We start from the raw sequence: 17,239 nt of genomic DNA on the forward strand, positions 1-17,239 counted from the left end.
AACCGCTTCAGTAATCCTTGCTCGCCTTAAGGTTGATGCTTTCATCGCCAATGGTCGACATCGTGGCCAGCAACGCCAGCCAGCGGGTGATGCGAAACTCCACCGAAGTCGCGCTATACCCTGCGCCATCGGTCACCAGCTCCACAAAGAACCGCCGCCCGATATACTTGCCCACGGCAATGCTTGTGCCCGCACCAATCGAAGGATCGGCCCCGACAATGCGCAACCGGTCAAGCCCGATAGCAGCACGCAGTTTGTTGATCGGGTCAAGCCCGCCCCCGCCGCGCAGGCTGGCCAGTGCCGATGCAAGCTGCACTGCCTCTGCCGCCGAAATCTGCGTGATCGAACTGCCGAACAGCAGGCGGCTTAGCAGTTCCTCTTCGGGCAGGGATGGCGTGGACGAGAACGTGATCGTGGGGGCCATGGCCGATCCCATGATGGAAATCTTGGCGCTAATGTTGTTCGCATCGCCCTCGGCCACAATGTCCAGCCGTGGATCGATCGGCACTTCCCCGGCAAAACGAATGCGCCCGCGCGTCAGCTCAAAACGCTTGCCGGCAAATTCATAACCGCCCCGCACCAGATCGACATTGCCGAAAATCTGCGGCGCTGCCGTTGTGCCGCGCAAACGGATATCCGCGCCCCATTCGCTATCGAGCCCCAGCCCGCGCACATCAATGCGATTGGCACCAGCGGCATCAATCAGGAATTTCCACGGCGCCGCAGCAACTCGCGCAGGCGCACGGTCGGCAGGCGCGTTGATTTCGCGCGTGGAAATGGATGGCAGCTCTTCCACCGCGCTCGCGCTGCCCAGCGCCCAACGTGCGCGATCAATCCGCACACGCCCGGCAATTGTGCCACCGACACCGCTGCTGACAATCCGCAATGGCCCAGTCACCGTGGCCGCCATGTCATCGCGGTTGATAAGCTGCGCGTTCTGCGCCGACATGCGCAAATCGATGGATGGTCCATGTTCCGACAGTTCGGCCAAGCCAATCGTGCCGCTACCGCTCACGCGCCCGCCATTGTCAGTCACGCCCGAAAAGCGCGCCAGTGCCAGCGAGGAATCGGTGAATGTTCCGGCCATTTCGACATTGCGCAGATCGGTGCCAGTCAGTGTGCTTTGCAGGCGCAGCCCCTTGGACGACACGGCCCCGCGCAAAACCGGCGCGGCAATCGTGCCCGAAATGTCCGCCCGCGCGCCAATCGGCCCGGTAAGGTCGAACACTTCCACGCCTGACAGCCGCCACAGCGCATCGGCAGGCCCGGAATAGCGGAATTGCCCGCCCAGTTGTCCAGCTTCAAGCCGGTCCATGAACCCGCCGCCACGCGGCAGCCCGCCCACACGCGCCTGCAACCGCCCACGCACATCGCCACCTTCGCGAATTACCGCGCGCGTCTGCACCGCATCGGCATCAAGCTGCGCCACCAGCGCCAGATCGACGGGGCGCGACGTCAGCACCAGACCCGACCGCGTCAGCCCTTTCACCATCAGCGCCGCCTTGCCCGAAGGCGCGCCCTGCCCGTCATTGCGATATTCGACAATGCCCGATGCCACACCGCCAAGACCCAGATCGGCCACCACGATATCCACCACCGACAGCGGCATCCGCGAAAGCATCAGCTTCAATTCCGTCGGGCCGCCCAGCACATGTCCTTCAGCAATCAAGATACCTCGACCAAAGCTGATCTGGGTGGGTGCAAGCTGCCAGCCGCCGCCGTTTTCTTCAGCAACGCGCGTCAGCACCGCACGGCGCGGCATCGAAACCGAACGCCCGGCATATTCACCCGAAACATAGGTCACGATCTGATTGGGCGCGAAAGCGGCGGTTCCCTGCAAGGCAAAGCGCGTGCCCCGCCTACCTGAAACCGATGCCGTAACAGACCCGCTGCCATCCTGCACATAGGCCGACGCCGCGAGCCGCCCGATGAACACTTTGCCCATGCCGATCCCTTCGGCCAGCAAGTTGCCTTCAATGGTGGAGTGGCCATCTTTTACAAGCCCGGTCGCGTCAATTCTGGCATTGCCGATGGCCAGCGGCGTGGTCCCGCCAAAACGCGCATTGCGTGCGGCAATATCGGCGTCAAAGCCCTGTCCACCATCACGGGGGGCAAGCGCCACCGTCCCGTTCAGCCCGCCACCAGCCAAGGCAAGTTGTCCTGAAACGCCTTGATCGGCCAGCGTAAAGCCACCGGTGATTTCCGTCTGCCACACACGGAATTGCTGCACATCCACCCGCGTCGGTCCGCCCGGCTGCATGAACAGTCCCAGCGCTCCGTTGAACGGTCCCAGTGTGGATTGGCCTTGCGTTTCAATGCGGAAACCATCGGTGATGGGCGACAGCGCAACACGCACATCTTTCAAACCCGCCGCAGGCAGCGGGCTGGCAAACACCAATACTGCGTTCGGTCCGGCATCGGTCATCGCGGCTTCTACCGTGAAGGCCCCATATTCGGTATGTCGCCCGCGCCCGGTCAGCGATGCCGCCCCACTTGGCTGCACCCGCCCATCAAGCGCCATCTGCAGCTTGGCCGAATTGATTGTGGCCTTGCGGAATGTCACCGGAACACGTTCGCCCAGCGCAAGCCCACCAGCAAAGCGCAGGTTGCCACCGGTCAGGGTCTGCAGTGTAGTATTGTCGATCCGGCTCATCCGCCCGGCGACATTGGCCTGCAATGTCCACGGCACGCCATTACCGATCTTGAACACAATCTTGGCGTTGCCATCTACCACGCCAATGTCCGGCACGGCAAACCCACGCGCTGCAACAGGTCCGGCCAGCGCATAGCCGCCGCGCGCCATATCACCCCGCAATGCCAACCGCGCGCCCAACCCCTTCAACGCCAGCGAAAGGTTGTCCGACGTCAGCTTGCTGCCCGCAAACACCAGATCGCCCGTCACCCGGCCGCCCGCAAAGCGCGGATCAATCATCGTATTGCCGGTGACAACCCGCCGCGCCGTCAGCGCCAGCGGCAGCGTAAAGCGCTGGCCATCCCAGGTCGCGGTTGCCGCGGTGCGCAACCCTTGTGCATCCAGCGCGCCCACCTTCAGCCGGTCAGCCGTCAGCACATGCGCAATCGAAAGGTCGGAAAACGCCCCATCTAGCGTGGCATCCAGCGCAACGCCCGCCAGTTCCGGCGTCTCCAACACCTTTTCCGGCTTCAACAGCCTCGCTTTTACCTGCAAGCCTTCAGCAGCGTTATCCGCCAGATCAAGCTTGCCATTGGCCACCGCCTTGAACGCATCGCCCGCCAGCCCCATCCGTCCATCAAACGTACTGGCCGCAAATGTGCCATCATAGAGAACCGAAAGCGCCGGTCCCACCGCCTGCGCTGCCGTTCCGCTCAACAGCTTGGCCGGCCATGCCTGCCCTGCCAAACGATACTGGCCAGCTCGGTTGCCAAGCTGGAATGCCGCCAGCCGCTGCCCGTCTTGCGTGGCATAGGCAATGCCGTCCCACTTCGACCAGCCGCCACGCCCAAAAACGCGTGCCTTGATATCGCTTTTCGCACCTGCCAGCGCCGCGATCACGCCATCCTTCGGCGCGTCGTACACCAACCGCAGGTCAAATTTGTCACGGTCCGGTTCGCTGTCCAGCCGGAAGGAAATCAGATCCTTGCCGCCAAATTTGCCGTTTACATCAACAATGGCGCGCCCATCGCGAATGTCCGCCTTGGCCAGCAGATCGACACGGCGCTTCTGCCCGGCCATGGCCGCCGAAACCGTCAGATTGTCGATCACCAGTTTGTCGACGCGAATGTCGAAGTCGGGCAGGATCGGCTCACCCGTATCCTCGCTTTGCCGCAGACGCGGCGCACGGCGCAACGTTCCGCGATGCAATGCCAGCAGGCGCACATCCAACCCGGTTTTCAGCCATGATAGCGGACGCCAGTCCAGTTCCGCTTCGGGAATCGTCAGAAATACCCCTTCAGGATCGCTGACCCGCACGTCGCGCAATTGTGACGTTCCAAACACCGAGCCGTCTATCCGGCCAATCTCGATCCGCAGACCCGATCCCGGCGTGATCGCGGCGATACGGTCTGCCACCAAACGGTGGCCCAACGAGGAATCCAGCACCATCAGCGCAGCCAGAATCACCGCGATTCCCGCCACGAACAAGATCGCCACACGCCGGGCGAGGCCGCGCGCAATGCGAGATCGGCGCGAACGTACCGGCCTAACAGGCGGCCCTGCTTCGGGACCGGGCGGAGGAATATCTTCGTCCACCATCAGAACGCCTGTCCCAGCGCAACATAAACGCCGATCCGACTGTCCCCCTTTGACGGGTTCAGCGGCGTGCCAAGATCAATACGGATCGGGCCAAAGTTTGTTTGGTAACGAATGCCCACGCCCACGCCGATCTTCAGATCGTCAAAACGCGGCGTGGTTGAGGTATCCACCGCACCACCATCCACAAACGGCACCACGCTTACAGCCCCACCCATCAGCCCGGTCTTGACGCGCGCTTCCAGCGAAAATTCGGTCAGCGCGCGCCCGCCACTGGGTTCGCCGGCCGTATCGCGCGGACCGATCTGCTGATAACCAAATCCGCGCACCGACCCACCGCCCCCGGCATAGAACCGGCGCGATGGTGCAATGTTGGCAATTTCAGTGCCCACGATCGTGCCCAGCCGCACACGGCCTGCCACCACCACCTTGTCGCCCGCGCGCTGGTAATAGCTGGCGTCGAACTGCGCCTTGCCATAGCTGGACTTGACGCCATCCTGCACCGAAATTTCCGGCGAAACCCGCAAGCCCACACGGAAACCGCGCGTCGGGTCCAGCAGATCATCGCTGCCATCATAGGCTGCGCGCATCGGCAGCGCGCCGATGAAATAGGTCTTGCGCGGCTGAGCGGCCAGAATGGCTGCCGCATCGCGTTCAGCCGTCGCCACGGCTTCAATCCCGGCAGAAAACACCCACGGCTTCTGGAACAGCAGAGTCGTTTGCCGCTCAAGCCCGGCGGTGGCAGAAAGCGTGCGCGCTTCGAATGCGTTGCTCGTCTGGTTGCGCGCGTAAAGATCGGCATTCAAAATCAGGTCGCGTTTCAGGAAGTTGTTGCGACGGAAGGTTACGCCCGCAAGCTGCTCCTGCGTGCCTGCAACCCCGCGCACCCGCAACATGCCTTCAGGCGGCAACAGGTTGCGATGCTCCCACTGTGCTTCCAGCCTGAAACCTTCGCCGCTGGAATACCCGATCAATCCGGCAATCGTGCGCAGCGGTGCGGCCGTCAACGCCACGTCCACATCAACCGTGCCCGGCTCGCCTGCGTTCGGCTTGCGCGCCTCGCGCGTTTCAACCGTCACCGAAGATACCAGCCCAGTGGCAAGGATCGCCTGCCGCAGGTCATCCACGTCAGAACGCTGATAAAGATCGCCTTCGTCAAAGCGCGCGATCCGCGAAAGGTGACGCGAACTCAGGAACTTTTCGAGCGAGGAATGCACCGCGCCAAAACGATAGACTCCGCCCGGCGTCACAGCCACGGTCAGGTCCCCTTCACGGCGCTCATGGTCGATCAGCAGATCGGGGTCAGCGACTTTGGCAAAGGCATAGCCATTTTCACCCAATGCGCTTTGCAGATTCAGCCGTTCCGTCACGATCCGGTCAGAATTGACAGCATCCCCGCTTTTCAGCGCAAACGCCCTGCGCAACTTGTCAAAATCCGCACCGGTTGCCGAAAGATCGCCAAATGCAAACGTGCCGAACTTGTATTGAGGGCCGGGTTGCACATCGAACCGCACTACAACATTTTCAACGTCGATCGGTCCACGCACCGGGGTACCATCGGAATTGACCTGTCCACCTGCTGCCGCAGTCCCGCCAGCGCTGGACGCATCCGTTGCCGTTGTCGGGCTGCCCAGCCCGCCCAGCGACTGGTAAACCTGCGCGTCGTAATACCCATATCCACGCAATATTTCGACCAGCAATTCATTGTCGGTGCGGGCACGCCGCACAATCTGCGCCAGATTGTCTTCGTCGTCGTCATAGGACCGCAGCGTGGAAAGGCCGCCGAACCTCTCGACTATCGCATGACGGTCGGCAATTTCCTCGGTCCCGCGCGGGAAGGCTACTTCCACCTGCTTGCCCACGCGCGAAACCAGCGCGTCGCCCAGCTTCATACCGCGCGCACTATCAGCCTCCCCCTGCCCCGGCAGAGCATCGACAGCGGCTTCAGCCGCCTGTTCAGCAACTTCGATATCAGGATCGGGTGACAGTGGTTCAATGGAGGGCAGTTCACTGCCGTCGGGCCATGCAATGGTGATGCCCGGCAGATCGGCCATCGCATTGTCGACCGGCGTCGCGTTCGTCTCGATATCCTGCAGGACGCTGGCTTCAGGAGCGCCAGTGCGGGCCGCATCGGTATCGATGGCCCACGCTTCGGCATTTTGCACCGCAGAATCCGGGATCAGGTCTTCCAGTTCCTGATCGGCCTGCATCGATTGCGCCATCGCCTGCGCAGGCAGACACAACACCAGCAGCGATGCGATGATTCGGGCAAGCGATGCATGCCCCGACGCGGGCCGCGCCGCTCCGCGCTCCATCATGTCTTCAATCGAGGGCGTAACGCTCCTGCGCGCCGTGAACGCCATCTTTAAGGCTGCCTTCACCGGCAACGCCTCGCTGCCCGCCATCGCGTGCGGATACCGCGCGTTCGATGGCGACAGCCTGTTCAGCAGGTTCAAACCGTTCCCAGCCATCGCGGCCCAGTTTCTCCATCGGGCGGAAACGCACCTTGTATTGCATGCGGTCCGATCCTTCGACCCAATAGCCGAGATAGACGTGTGGCAACCCGACGCGGGCAGCCCGCTGGATATGGTCGAGGATGATGAAGGTGCCAAGCCCGGACCGTGTCTCGTGTTGTGGATCGTAGAAACTGTAGATCATCGAAAGACCGTCGCCCTGCTCGTCGGTCAGACAGGCTCCTACCAGTCGTCCCGGCGAACCGTCCACAGTCGGTTCCCTGTATTCAATAACATAGCTCGTGACGGGCGTATGCTCCACCATGTCCGCGAAATCCATCTCGTCCATGGCTGCCATCCCCCCGCCAGGGTGGCGCACGGCGAGGTAACGCTGCAAAAGCTCAAATTGTTCCGGGGTTGACCACGCTTTGCACACATTCACTTCAAGATCGCAATTGCGCTTGTACAGCCGCTTTTGCGTGGACGATGGCTGAAACTGGTCGGCCGCAACGCGCACCGAAATGCAGGCGGTGCAATCAATGCAGCTGGGGCGGTAGGCCACAGTCTGGCTGCGACGGAAACCGATGCGGCCCAGCGCATCGTTCAACTCGCCCGCATTTGGGCCTTTCAGCTCGGTAAACACCTTCCGTTCGCTCCGCCCCGGCAAATAAGGACACGGTGCGGGGCTGGTGACGAAAAATCGCGGAAAACGGACTGGCGCAGTCACGGCCTTGCAGTTGCCTCCATCAGCCGGGCTGTCCGGCATGTCAGTAACGACAATGCCCCAGCAAACCCTTTCGTAAAAGCCCCGTTAACCATGCATTCACGCGGTTTTTACGCACAAAGTGGTACCGTTCCGGCGATTTCACGGCATAAACTGCAGTCGGTGCAGATACAGGACACCCGCAACGGCAAAAGTTAACAAGCGCAAGATGCACGCAAATCGCTCATCCCGCGCCGTAACGTCAGCCCAGCTCCACCTGCACCACGTCATATCCCTTGCCGCGCAGGCCAGCGACCAGCCGGTCGATCTGCTCCCGATCGCGCGCTTCACACTCGATCTCCGCCGTCAGCCCCTTTGCCGGAAGCGAGGTGAAGATACGTTGGTGCCACACTTCCAGAATGTTCACCTGATGGCGGTTGAACTCCTCCACCACTTTAAACAGCGCACCGGGCCGATCCTGCAAGGTAATGCGTAGCCGTCCCAGCCGCCCCGAACGCGCCAGATCGCGCAGCAGCACGTTGGCCAGCAGGCGGGTGTCGATGTTCGCGCCTGTCAGCACGATACCCACATTACGCCCGGCAAACATCTCGCGGTTCTGCATCACCGCCGCAAGCCCCGCCGCGCCCGCGCCTTCAACCACGGTCTTTTCAATCTGCAACAGCAGCGCCAGTGCCGATTCCAGCGCTGGTTCATCCACCAGCACCACATCGTCCACCAGACCGCCCAGCACGCTCGACGTGAACGTGCCCGGTTCCTTCACCGCAATCCCTTCGGCCAACGTATCGCCGCCGCAGGGCAGTTCCAGATGCTTCAGCTTGGCAAACATCGACGGGAACAGTTGCGCCTGTACACCAATCAACCCGATCCCCGGCTTGATCCCCCGTGCCGCCGTGCCCATGCCCGAAAGCAGCCCGCCGCCGCCAATCGGCACCGCCAGCATGTCGATTTCGGGCGCGTCTTCCAGCATTTCCAGCGCCACGGTGCCCTGCCCCGCCGCCACATTGCGCTCGTCAAACGGGTGAACGAACGTCAGCCCAAGCTGTTTTTCCATGCTCCGGGCATAGGCATAGGCCTCGTCGAACGTCTCGCCTTCCAGCACCACTTTGCCGCCCACGGCCTCGGTCTGCATCACCTTCACCGTCGGCGTGGTCTTGGGCATGACGATGGTGACGGGCAGCCCCAGCCGGGTGCCATGATACGAAAGCCCCTGCGCATGGTTGCCTGCCGATGCCGCAATCACGCCACGCTGGCGCTGTTCTTCAGGCAGCAGCAGCAGCGCATTCAGCGCGCCACGCTCCTTATAGGCAGCTGTGAATTGCAGGTTCTCGAACTTGATCCAGATGTTCGCGCCAGTAATCGCGCTCAGCGTCTTGCTATACAGGGTTGGCGTGCGCACCACCTGACCGGCAATGCGCTCCGCCGCCGCACGAACGTCGGCAAGGGTCAGCAGGGCATTTTCCTGCGTTTCGGGCATGAGCGCTGTAGTTTCCATGGCCTGCGCCCTAACGGAAAGCAGCGTCCAAGAAAACCTCAAGCTTTGCGGGAAACGTGGCGGAATGCCAGCACTGGCATCATCGCAACCACAATCGCCAGCGTATCCGCCACCCAGTCACGCCAGTCCGAATCGCGGTGCAGCACCGGAATGGCCTGCACTACCTCGATCCCCGCTCCCACCAGCGAAAGCCACAGCGCCGCTTTTACCAGCGACGCGCGCGGCCAGCCCGTGCCCGCCAGCACTGCCAGCGTAAAGAACGCCAGCATATGCTGCACCTTGTCGCCCAGATCCATGCCGGGCACTTGCGGCGGCTTGGGCAAAACCGCCATTACCAGCGCAAAGATCAGCGCAGGCCAGAAAGCCAGCCGGGCAAGCCACGATAACGTGTCGGTCCACGAAGTCATCGCCCGCCTATGCTGCGCCCGCAGCGTCAGCGCAACCGGCGCATCAATCGGCAAGGGCTGGCATGCGCGCGCAAACCCGATATGAATACCGCTATGACCGATCACACTCCCGTTTCCGCCGCTCCCATCAACGTCTCGTTCCTGGGCCTTGGCGTCATGGGCGGGGCCATGGCCCGCCACCTTGGCAACGCCGGCCACCACCTTACCATCTACAACCGCACCCCTGCGCGGGCAGAGGCGTGGCAGGCCGCCAACCCCGGCATCACCGTGCGCGTCGCCTCCAGCCCGGCTGAAGCCGCCGATGGCGCCGATGCCGTCATCACCTGCGTCGGCAATGACGATGACCTTGCCGATGTCGTGCTCAGCCCCAATGGCGCGTTTTCCACCCTGCGGCGCGGCGCGCTCTACATCGATCACACCACCGTTTCGGCACGCATCGCCCGCCAGATCGCGGTCGAAGGGCGCGACAAGGAACTGCTCTGTGTCGATGCCCCGGTCACCGGTGGCCAGTCCGGTGCCGAAGCCGGAACCCTTGCCATCATGTGCGGCGGCAGTGCGCGCGCAGTTGATGCCGCCCGCCCCATCCTTGCCGCCTATGCCAAGCGCGTTGTCCATGTCGGCAAATCGGGCGCAGGCCAGACCGCCAAGATGGCCAATCAGATGTGCATCGCAGGCGCGCTTGCCGGCCTGTCCGAAGCCATCCGCTTCGCCCAGATCGCCCATCTCGATCTCGACAAGGTGTTTGAAGCCATCTCGGGCGGCGCGGCGCAATCGTGGCAGATGGACAACCGCTTCCATACCATGGCCAAGGACGAATTTGATTTCGGCTTCGCGGTCGACTGGATGCGCAAGGATCTGGGCCTCGCCATCGATGAAGCGCGCAATCTGGGCGCCAGCCTGCCCTTCACCGCGCTGGTCGATCAGTTCTATGTCGATGTGCAGGCTATGGGATATGGGCGTGAAGATACCAGCGCGCTGATCCGCCGCCTGCCCCGCCGTGGAGGCGCAAAATCGTGAAAGCAAAGGTTGCTCCTGCACTCCTCGCCGCCCTGCTCGCAACCACATCGCCCGCCTTTGCCGATACCCTGATCGACAATGTGCGCGGCACAACCATCGGCGTAAACGGCGAGGTGGATACTTTCACCGGGCTGCTGTTCGATGATGGTGGCGTGGTCAAACGTCTGATCCGCAAGGGTGAAAAGGCACCCAAACCGCGCAAGGAATACCAGTATCACGTCGATGGCCAAGGCCGCGTCATGCTTCCCGGCATGATCGATGCCCACGCCCATGTGATGAGCCTTGGCCTTGCCGCGCTCAGCCTCGACCTGTCCGACACCACATCGCTTGGCCAGGCGCTTGATCGCATCGCCAAATTCACCGCCGAACACCCGGATCGCCCGTGGATAACCGGGCGCGGCTGGAATCAGGAACTGTGGAAACTGGGCCGCTTTCCCACGGCGGCTGAACTTGATGCGGTTACCGGCGGTCGCCCGGTCTGGCTGGAACGGGTCGATGGCCACGCAGGCTGGGCCAATAGTGCGGCGTTGAAAGCCGCAGGCGTCACCGCCGCCAGCAAAGACCTGGCAGGCGGCAAGATCGAGCGCGCGCCCGACGGCACACCGCAGGGCGTGCTGGTCGACGCTGCGATGGAACTGGTGAATGTGCGTGTCCCCGCACCCCGCCCGGAAGACCGCGACACCGCCTTTGCCACAGCGCAACAAATCCTGTTCAAGCGCGGCGTCACTGCCGTCGCGGACATGGGCACCAATATCGAAGACTGGCAGGCCTTCCGCCGCGCGGGCGACGCCAACCGCCTCTATGTGCGCGTCATGGCCTATGCCGCCGGGCCTGAACAAATGGTGCTGATCGGCGGCCCCGGCCCCTCACCATGGCTCTATCAGGATCGCCTGCGCCTCAACGGGGTAAAGCTCTATCTCGATGGCGCGCTGGGTTCACGCGGGGCATGGCTGAAAGCGCCCTATGCCGATGCGCCCGGCACCAAAGGTCTACCGCAACTGTCGCAAACCCAGCTTGGCAACATGATGAGCCGCGCCGCGATGGACGGTTTTCAGGTGGCTGTTCACGCCATTGGCGATGAAGCCAACACCACCGTGATCGGCGCGATCAACGACCTTTCCGCCACATACAAGGGTGACCGCCGCTGGCGCGTCGAACATGCCCAGATCGTCGATCCGAAAGATTTTGCCCGCTTCGCCAGCAGCGGGGCCATCGCCTCGATGCAGCCCGTTCACCAGACATCGGATCGTCTGATGGCAGAAGCCCGCCTTGGCCCGGATCGGCTGGCCGGAGCCTATGCATGGAAGTCCTTGAAAACCGCAGGCGTCCGCTTGGCTTTCGGCTCGGACGCCCCGGTTGAAACGGCTGATCCATGGGCCGGCCTTGCCGCCGCCATCAGCCGCCAAGGTCCAGACGATCAACCCGCAGGCGGCTGGCAACCGCAGGAACGACTCTCCCCTGCCCAAGCGCTCGCCGCCTATACCGCCGATGCCGCTTATGCGGGCTTTGCCGAACAGCGCTTTGGCCGCCTCGCCGCCGGCCAGCGCGCCGACTTCGTGCTGGTCGATACTGATCCGCTCACCGCAAATGCAGCACAGATCCGCGCAACCAAAGTGCTGGAAACGTGGATTGGGGGGGCGCGCGTCTGGTCAGCAGATCCGGCCATGGAAACCAGTGCCGGGGATAAGCGTTAACCAGCCCGACGCGGAAGGCTAAGGTGGCCCAGTTCCAAAGTTGCCTCCAAAGCTGCGTTGCGAAAGTTGCGCCCTCTCAAGCCCACATCGCGGCCTTTAAGCATCGGGCCAAAGCATCGATTTTCCGAAACGGGGGCTGCGGCCCCCGTTTCTTTTGGACCGGGCGTAATCCTCTTGTTCACCGTTCATGTCGAGCGAAGTCGAGACACCAAACCCAAAACTCAAGGCAGCAGCGGCGGAACCTCACCAGCGGCCAACGCGGCCTGCGCCTCGGCAGCCTCTTCCGCAGCCTTGCGCCGCGCATCGGCCTTTTCGGTAAAGCGCATCAGGATCAGCGTGCCTTCAAACAGCAGCAGCAGCGGGATCGCCAGCATAAGCTGGGATACGACATCGGGCGGTGTCGCCACAGTCGCTACCGCAAAAATGCCTACCACCACATACCGGCGCGCTGTGACCAATTGCGCCCGGCTTACAATGCCCGCACGGTTCAGCAGCATCAGCAGCACCGGCAGCAGGAAGCTGATGCCGAACGCCAGAATGAACTGCATCACCAGACTCAGGTAGTCGCCCGTGCCCGGCAGCGCTTCCAGTTGCAGCCCGCCCTTGTCGCCTTCAAAGCCCAGAAACCAGCGGAACGCCGTGGGCATGACGATGAAATAGGCAAGGCTGGCACCGGCGGTAAACAGGATTGGCGTGGCCAGAAGGAACGGCAGGAACGCCCTCTTTTCCTTGGCATAAAGCCCCGGCGCGACAAACGCCCAAAGCTGGTTGGCAATCACTGGGAAGCTGATGAAGAACGCGGCGAACATCGACACCTTCAGTTCTACGAAGAACGCTTCGTAAAGCTTGGTGTAGATCAGCTTGCCCTGTCCCGGCGGGAACGCATGGACCAGCGGCTGCGCCAGAATGGTGAAGATGTCGTCCGCGAAATAGAAGCACACCGCAAACGCGGCCAGCAGCGCGTAGACGCAGCGCAACAGACGCGTGCGCAGTTCCAGCAGATGGTCCAGCAGCGGAGCCTGCGTCTCGTCGATATCGCCAATCACGATTGCGCGGCTCCCGGTCCCGGTATGCCTGAGGGCATGCTAGTTGGCATAGCCGAGGGCGCGGCATCGGCCTGCGCCACCTTTTCTTCTGGCGGCATCGGGCCGATCATAACCGGATCATTCTGATCTTCCGCCGCAGCAGGGGTCTGACCATCCGCGGCAGCGGCAGTTTCCTGCGCGGCGGTTTCGCTCATGATCCGCTCGTTCTGTTCCTTCCACTTGCGTTCCATCTCTTCCATTTCCGCCTCGCGGATCATGGTTTCAATGCCTGAACGGAAGTGGTTTGAAACACGGCGCATCTTGGCCACCCACCGCCCGGCTGTGCGCAGCGCAAGCGGCAGGTCTTTCGGGCCGATCACAACGATCGCCACGATGACCAGCACCAGAAGTTCGGACGCGCCGATATCAAACAAGGCTATAGGCCCTTAACGCTTGCGTGCAGCAAAAGGCGCTTACTGGCCCTGTTCGGTCGAAGTCGGCTGCGCAGCGGGTTGAACTGGGGTCGCCTGCTGCTGAATCTGTGCGGGCGGCGGCGGGACAGGCTTGTTGTCCTCGTCGGTCATGCCGGCCTTGAAGCTTTTGATGCCCTTGCCGAAATCGCCCATCATTTCCGATATGCGGCCGCGGCCAAACAGCACCAGAACAACCAGCGCCAGCACGATCAGGTGCGGAAGGGAAAGACCACCCATGTCACAAACTCCTTAACGCCCCAAGGCCAAGATACTCACGAGGAACGCCGAACCAAGATAAGAAGACCAGACCTAGATAGGAAGTCCGGCGGCAACTTGCCAGTCAATCCATGCCGCTGATTTCGCCGTTCTCGCCAGACGGTTGTTGTTTCCCCGTGTCGCTATCCCCGCCGCCCGTCAAGACGGCAAACGCTTCCTCCACCGGGTCAAGCAGGCCGGCAGCGCGCAATTCCTCGATTCCGGGCAGATCACGGCGGGAAGACAGGCCAAAATGCGTTAGAAATTCAGGTGTTGTCGCATAGATCGTAGGCCGACCGGGAACTTCGCGCCGTCCAGCAATACGTATCCACCCCGCCTCAAGCAGCACGTCCAGCGTGCCCTTGGCGGTTTGCACACCGCGAATCGCCTCAATCTCGGCCCGGCTGACAGGTTCCTGATAGGCGATGATCGCCAGCGCTTCAGTTGCCGCGCGCGACAGGCGGCGCGGCTCTTCCTTTTCGCGGCGCAGCAGGTGGGCAAGGTCGGGTGCGGTCTGGAAGTGCCAGCGCCCTCCCCGCTCCACCAAATGGACGCCCCGGTCGGCATAGGTGGTTTTAAGTGCCGCCAAGGTATGGTTCAGGTCAGCCCCGCCCAGATGCGCAGAAATCTGTTGTATTGTAAGGGGTTGCTCAGACGCGAACAATGTCGCCTCTACCGCCCGTTCAAGGTCGTCCGGTTCGTTCATGCCTACACCGCCCGCAACATAAGCGGTCCAAATGCCTGATCCTGCGCGATTTCTGCCCGTCCCTGCTTGGCCAGTTCCAGTGCCGCAAGGAAACTCGACGCCAGCGCCGATTTCCGCAACTGCGGGTCCGCCTCAACCGGCAAAAAGGCCCGCAGATCGGTCCAGTCCACCGCCAGGCCCAGCATTTTCGCCACGCGCGCCAGGGCCGCATCCAGCGTCATCACCGCACGTTCGCGGACCATGTGGACCACCGGTTGCTGGCGCTTCTTGATTGCCCCATAGGCTTGAATCAGGCTGAAAATATCGCACTTCCACAGCGCCTTGCGATCCACCGCCAGCCCCTCTGGCGCGCCCCGCACAAACACATCGCGCCCTACCCGGTCCCGCGCCATCAGCCGCGCGCCCGCTTCCCGCATCGCACCAAGCCGCTGCAACCGCAGTTGCAATCGCAGCGCCATTTCTTCCGGGCTTGGCTGCACTTCAGGATCACGCGGCAACAATAACAAGGACTTAAGGTAAGCCAGCCAAGCCGCCATCACCAGATAATCCGCCGCCAGTTCCAGCTTGAACGCCTCGGCACGCTCAATATATCCCAGATACTGATCGACCAGATCAAGGATGGAAATCGTCCGCAAATCAACCTTTTGCCGCCGCGCCAGTTCAAGCAAAAGATCCAGCGGACCTTCCCACCCATCCAGTTCCAGATAGAGCGCAGCGTCGGGATTTTCGGCCGAAGCAATGCCATCCCACACCTCATCGCCTGCAAACAGGCTGGGCGCGGCGGCTTCGTCGGTCATGCGAGATCCAACAGCCGGTCGCGGGTCGCGAAAAGTGGCGCTTGTTCGGCAAGATCAGCAGGCCCGTCAAACGCGGCAGTGGGTGCCAGCGCCCGATCAAGGCGGGCCTTGGTCAGTACGCTCATCGGTGCAAGCGCGTGGGCGATACCGACCATATCGTCCATTTTCGCCCAGCAATTCAGTGCAATATCACAACCCGCCACCTGCGCCCGCGCCGCGCGTTCAGGCACGGTGTCACCCAAGGCTTGCATATCCAGATCGTCGGTCAACAGCAGACCATCAAAGCCGATGGCCTGACGGATGATCTGTTCAACCACGAAGGCCGAATGCGTCGCCGGATTGTCCGCATCCCATGCGGTGAAGCGCACATGCGCGGTCATGGCGATGGCCGCATCCTTCAACACCCGGAACGGTTCGATATCCAGTGCCAGCTCTTCTGCCGACGCGGTGACTGTGGGTAGTTCCTTGTGGCTGTCCACCAGCGCCCTGCCATGCCCCGGCATGTGCTTGATAACGCCCGCAACTCCGGCACGGCCAAGGCCATCCAGCGTTGCCCGGCCCAGCGCAGCCACACGGCGCGGTTCCGCCCCCAGCGCGCGGTCCCCGATAACGTCATGCGCGCCAGGCTGGCGCACATCAAGCAAAGGCAGACAATCGACGCTGATTCCGACTTCGGCCAGATCCAGCCCCAAAGCGTGAGCATTGGCCCGCGCGGCCTCAATCGCACTGGCCGGCGCAAGGTCATACAGGCGGTCAAACCGTTCGCCGGGCGGATATGCCGCCCAGACCGGCGGCTTCATACGGGCGACACGGCCACCTTCCTGATCGATGCAGATGAAGGTGCGGTCGCGGCCATGCAGGTTGCGCAGTTCATCGGTCAGCGCCCGAATCTGCGCCCGGCTTTCCACGTTGCGGCCAAACAGGATGTAGCCTGCCGGATCGCAATCGCGAAAGAACGCGCATTCATCATCGGTGAGGGTCAGGCCGGACAGCCCGAAAATGGCGGGAAGCATGGGGGTAAGGGTTTGCGCAATCCCGGCGCTTACTCAAGGCCGGGATTGCGCGATATCGGGGAAAACCTTGCGATCAGCGCTTTACCTGACACTTCAGGCCACCTGCCTGAAGCTTCTGGCACAAGGCATTGGCCGCAGAGACATCAGCCGCAACCGCCTGAAGGCGATAGACGGTGCCGATGTCGGCTTTGCCTTCGATCACGCGGTGCGACAGGCCTTTGAGCGATTCGTGCGTGGAAGCCAGCTTGTTCCAACCTGCTTCGGCCGTTGCGCTAGAAGAATAAGCGCCGACCTGCACACCGATACCACCCGTGCCAGCGGCAGGCTTAGGTGTGGCAACAGCGTTAGGCTTGGGCGCGGCGCTTGCCGAGGCAGATGGTGCCGCAGCAGCCGATCCTGCCAGCGTCGCACCGGGCTTTTCGCCTTCGCTCACCTTGAAACTGGAATCGCCGGTGCCGGCAAAAGTCTTGCCACCCGGATCGCTCGGCGCGACCTTGTAGGGGGCCTTGCTCGCTTCAATCAGGCTGCCATCGGCGTTGGCAGGGCCGGTACCACGGTTCGATGCCCAATAGATGCCGCCAATCAGCGCCGCCAGCACGACCAAACCCATCACTGCAAAACCAATCAGACGACCGTTGCCCGCATCTTCGGCATCGGCATCGAGATCGTCAGCGCTTTCCAGCCATGGCAGGCTTTCATTGTCACCCAGCGCAAGACGGTCATTACCCGATGCCAGAACGCCCGATGCCGCCGCTGTTACCGAAGCAGCCGCGCTTTTTAACACATCTGCGCCAGACGCGACCGCATCTGAGGCCGCATCAGCAGCAACGCCTGAAACATGGTCAAGTTCAGCCGACACATTGAACGGCTTGCCCGCGCCCTGCCCTTCGGGACCCTGTTCGCCCCAGGTCTGATCGTCGTTATCGCCGTGCATCGTGAGTCCCTGCCCCGTCCA

14 protein-coding genes are annotated in these 17,239 nt (G+C 62.4%); 2 read left to right on the plus strand and 12 right to left on the minus strand.

Features of this window, described 5'->3' with window-relative positions; genetic code table 11:
• Positions 1–7: 7 nt before the first annotated feature.
• The 5 genes from OVA07_RS15245 to OVA07_RS15265 all read right to left on the minus strand — a co-directional run bounded on the left by OVA07_RS15245 (position 8) and on the right by OVA07_RS15265 (position 9,409).
• The gene (locus OVA07_RS15245) at positions 8–4,114 is read right to left on the minus strand and encodes a translocation/assembly module TamB domain-containing protein (protein WP_268172342.1); all 4,107 of its coding nucleotides are present in this window, start codon (positions 4,112–4,114) and stop codon (positions 8–10) included.
• Between the two features lie 116 nt (positions 4,115–4,230).
• The gene (locus OVA07_RS15250) at positions 4,231–6,591 is read right to left on the minus strand and encodes an autotransporter assembly complex protein TamA (RefSeq protein ID WP_268172343.1); all 2,361 of its coding nucleotides are present in this window, start codon (positions 6,589–6,591) and stop codon (positions 4,231–4,233) included.
• Positions 6,551–7,408 (minus strand): arginyltransferase, encoded by an 858-nt coding sequence (locus OVA07_RS15255; RefSeq protein WP_268172344.1) that lies wholly within the window; start codon positions 7,406–7,408, stop codon positions 6,551–6,553. Before OVA07_RS15255 ends, OVA07_RS15250 begins: the two co-directional genes overlap by 41 nt.
• Positions 7,409–7,646: 238 nt before the next feature.
• A complete protein-coding gene (locus OVA07_RS15260; RefSeq protein ID WP_268172345.1) occupies positions 7,647–8,897 on the minus strand; it encodes a threonine ammonia-lyase in 1,251 nt (416 codons plus the stop codon).
• A gap of 38 nt (positions 8,898–8,935) precedes the next feature.
• Complete coding sequence (locus OVA07_RS15265) at positions 8,936–9,409, minus strand: hypothetical protein (protein ID WP_268172346.1); 474 nt, start codon at positions 9,407–9,409, stop codon at positions 8,936–8,938.
• Between OVA07_RS15265 and OVA07_RS15270 the strand changes: the two genes are divergently transcribed.
• Positions 9,398–10,321, plus strand: a complete 924-nt coding sequence (locus tag OVA07_RS15270; protein ID WP_268172347.1) for an NAD(P)-dependent oxidoreductase — start codon at positions 9,398–9,400, stop codon at positions 10,319–10,321. The two genes, OVA07_RS15265 and OVA07_RS15270, sit on opposite strands and share 12 nt — an antisense overlap.
• Positions 10,318–12,015, plus strand: coding sequence for an amidohydrolase (locus OVA07_RS15275; protein WP_268172349.1), 1,698 nt, complete (start codon positions 10,318–10,320; stop codon positions 12,013–12,015). Before OVA07_RS15270 ends, OVA07_RS15275 begins: the two co-directional genes overlap by 4 nt.
• Before the next feature lie 221 nt (positions 12,016–12,236).
• Here OVA07_RS15275 and tatC read toward each other — a convergent pair whose 3' ends face one another.
• The 7 genes from tatC to OVA07_RS15310 form a co-directional block, all read right to left on the minus strand.
• Entirely contained in the window at positions 12,237–13,061 is an 825-nt protein-coding gene (gene tatC, locus OVA07_RS15280; protein ID WP_268172350.1) for a twin-arginine translocase subunit TatC, read from the minus strand.
• Positions 13,058–13,474, minus strand: coding sequence for a Sec-independent protein translocase protein TatB (gene tatB, locus OVA07_RS15285; RefSeq protein WP_268172351.1), 417 nt, complete (start codon positions 13,472–13,474; stop codon positions 13,058–13,060). Before tatB ends, tatC begins: the two co-directional genes overlap by 4 nt.
• A gap of 39 nt (positions 13,475–13,513) precedes the next feature.
• On the minus strand, positions 13,514–13,750 hold the full coding sequence (locus tag OVA07_RS15290) for a twin-arginine translocase TatA/TatE family subunit (RefSeq protein WP_268172352.1): 237 nt from the start codon (positions 13,748–13,750) through the stop codon (positions 13,514–13,516).
• Between the two features lie 103 nt (positions 13,751–13,853).
• Positions 13,854–14,474 (minus strand): SMC-Scp complex subunit ScpB, encoded by a 621-nt coding sequence (gene scpB, locus OVA07_RS15295; RefSeq protein ID WP_268172353.1) that lies wholly within the window; start codon positions 14,472–14,474, stop codon positions 13,854–13,856.
• A gap of 2 nt (positions 14,475–14,476) precedes the next feature.
• Positions 14,477–15,271: a segregation and condensation protein A gene (locus OVA07_RS15300; protein WP_268172354.1), complete on the minus strand. Its 795-nt coding sequence runs from the start codon at positions 15,269–15,271 to the stop codon at positions 14,477–14,479.
• Positions 15,268–16,284 carry a beta-N-acetylhexosaminidase gene (gene nagZ, locus OVA07_RS15305; protein WP_268172355.1) on the minus strand — a complete coding sequence of 339 codons (1,017 nt, stop codon included), beginning with the start codon at positions 16,282–16,284 and terminating at the stop codon, positions 15,268–15,270. The genes OVA07_RS15300 and nagZ overlap by 4 nt, the downstream gene beginning before the upstream one ends.
• 73 nt (positions 16,285–16,357) lie before the next feature.
• A complete protein-coding gene (locus tag OVA07_RS15310; protein ID WP_268172356.1) occupies positions 16,358–17,218 on the minus strand; it encodes an SPOR domain-containing protein in 861 nt (286 codons plus the stop codon).
• Positions 17,219–17,239: the final 21 nt, after the last annotated feature.

The organism is Novosphingobium sp. SL115, assembly GCF_026672515.1.
Lineage (GTDB): Bacteria > Pseudomonadota > Alphaproteobacteria > Sphingomonadales > Sphingomonadaceae > Novosphingobium.

What these genes read in the sequence shown, in the direction of transcription:
- OVA07_RS15300 (WP_268172354.1), bottom strand. Translation starts at nt 15,271, where the DNA reads ATGACCGACGAAGCCGCCGCGCCCAGCCTGTTTGCAGGCGATGAGGTG.
- OVA07_RS15260 (WP_268172345.1), bottom strand. Translation starts at nt 8,897, where the DNA reads ATGGAAACTACAGCGCTCATGCCCGAAACGCAGGAAAATGCCCTGCTG.
- OVA07_RS15310 (WP_268172356.1), bottom strand. Translation starts at nt 17,218, where the DNA reads ATGCACGGCGATAACGACGATCAGACCTGGGGCGAACAGGGTCCCGAA.
- OVA07_RS15270 (WP_268172347.1), top strand. Translation starts at nt 9,398, where the DNA reads ATGACCGATCACACTCCCGTTTCCGCCGCTCCCATCAACGTCTCGTTC.
- OVA07_RS15290 (WP_268172352.1), bottom strand. Translation starts at nt 13,750, where the DNA reads ATGGGTGGTCTTTCCCTTCCGCACCTGATCGTGCTGGCGCTGGTTGTT.
- OVA07_RS15250 (WP_268172343.1), bottom strand. Translation starts at nt 6,591, where the DNA reads ATGGCGTTCACGGCGCGCAGGAGCGTTACGCCCTCGATTGAAGACATG.
- nagZ (WP_268172355.1), bottom strand. Translation starts at nt 16,284, where the DNA reads ATGCTTCCCGCCATTTTCGGGCTGTCCGGCCTGACCCTCACCGATGAT.
- scpB (WP_268172353.1), bottom strand. Translation starts at nt 14,474, where the DNA reads ATGAACGAACCGGACGACCTTGAACGGGCGGTAGAGGCGACATTGTTC.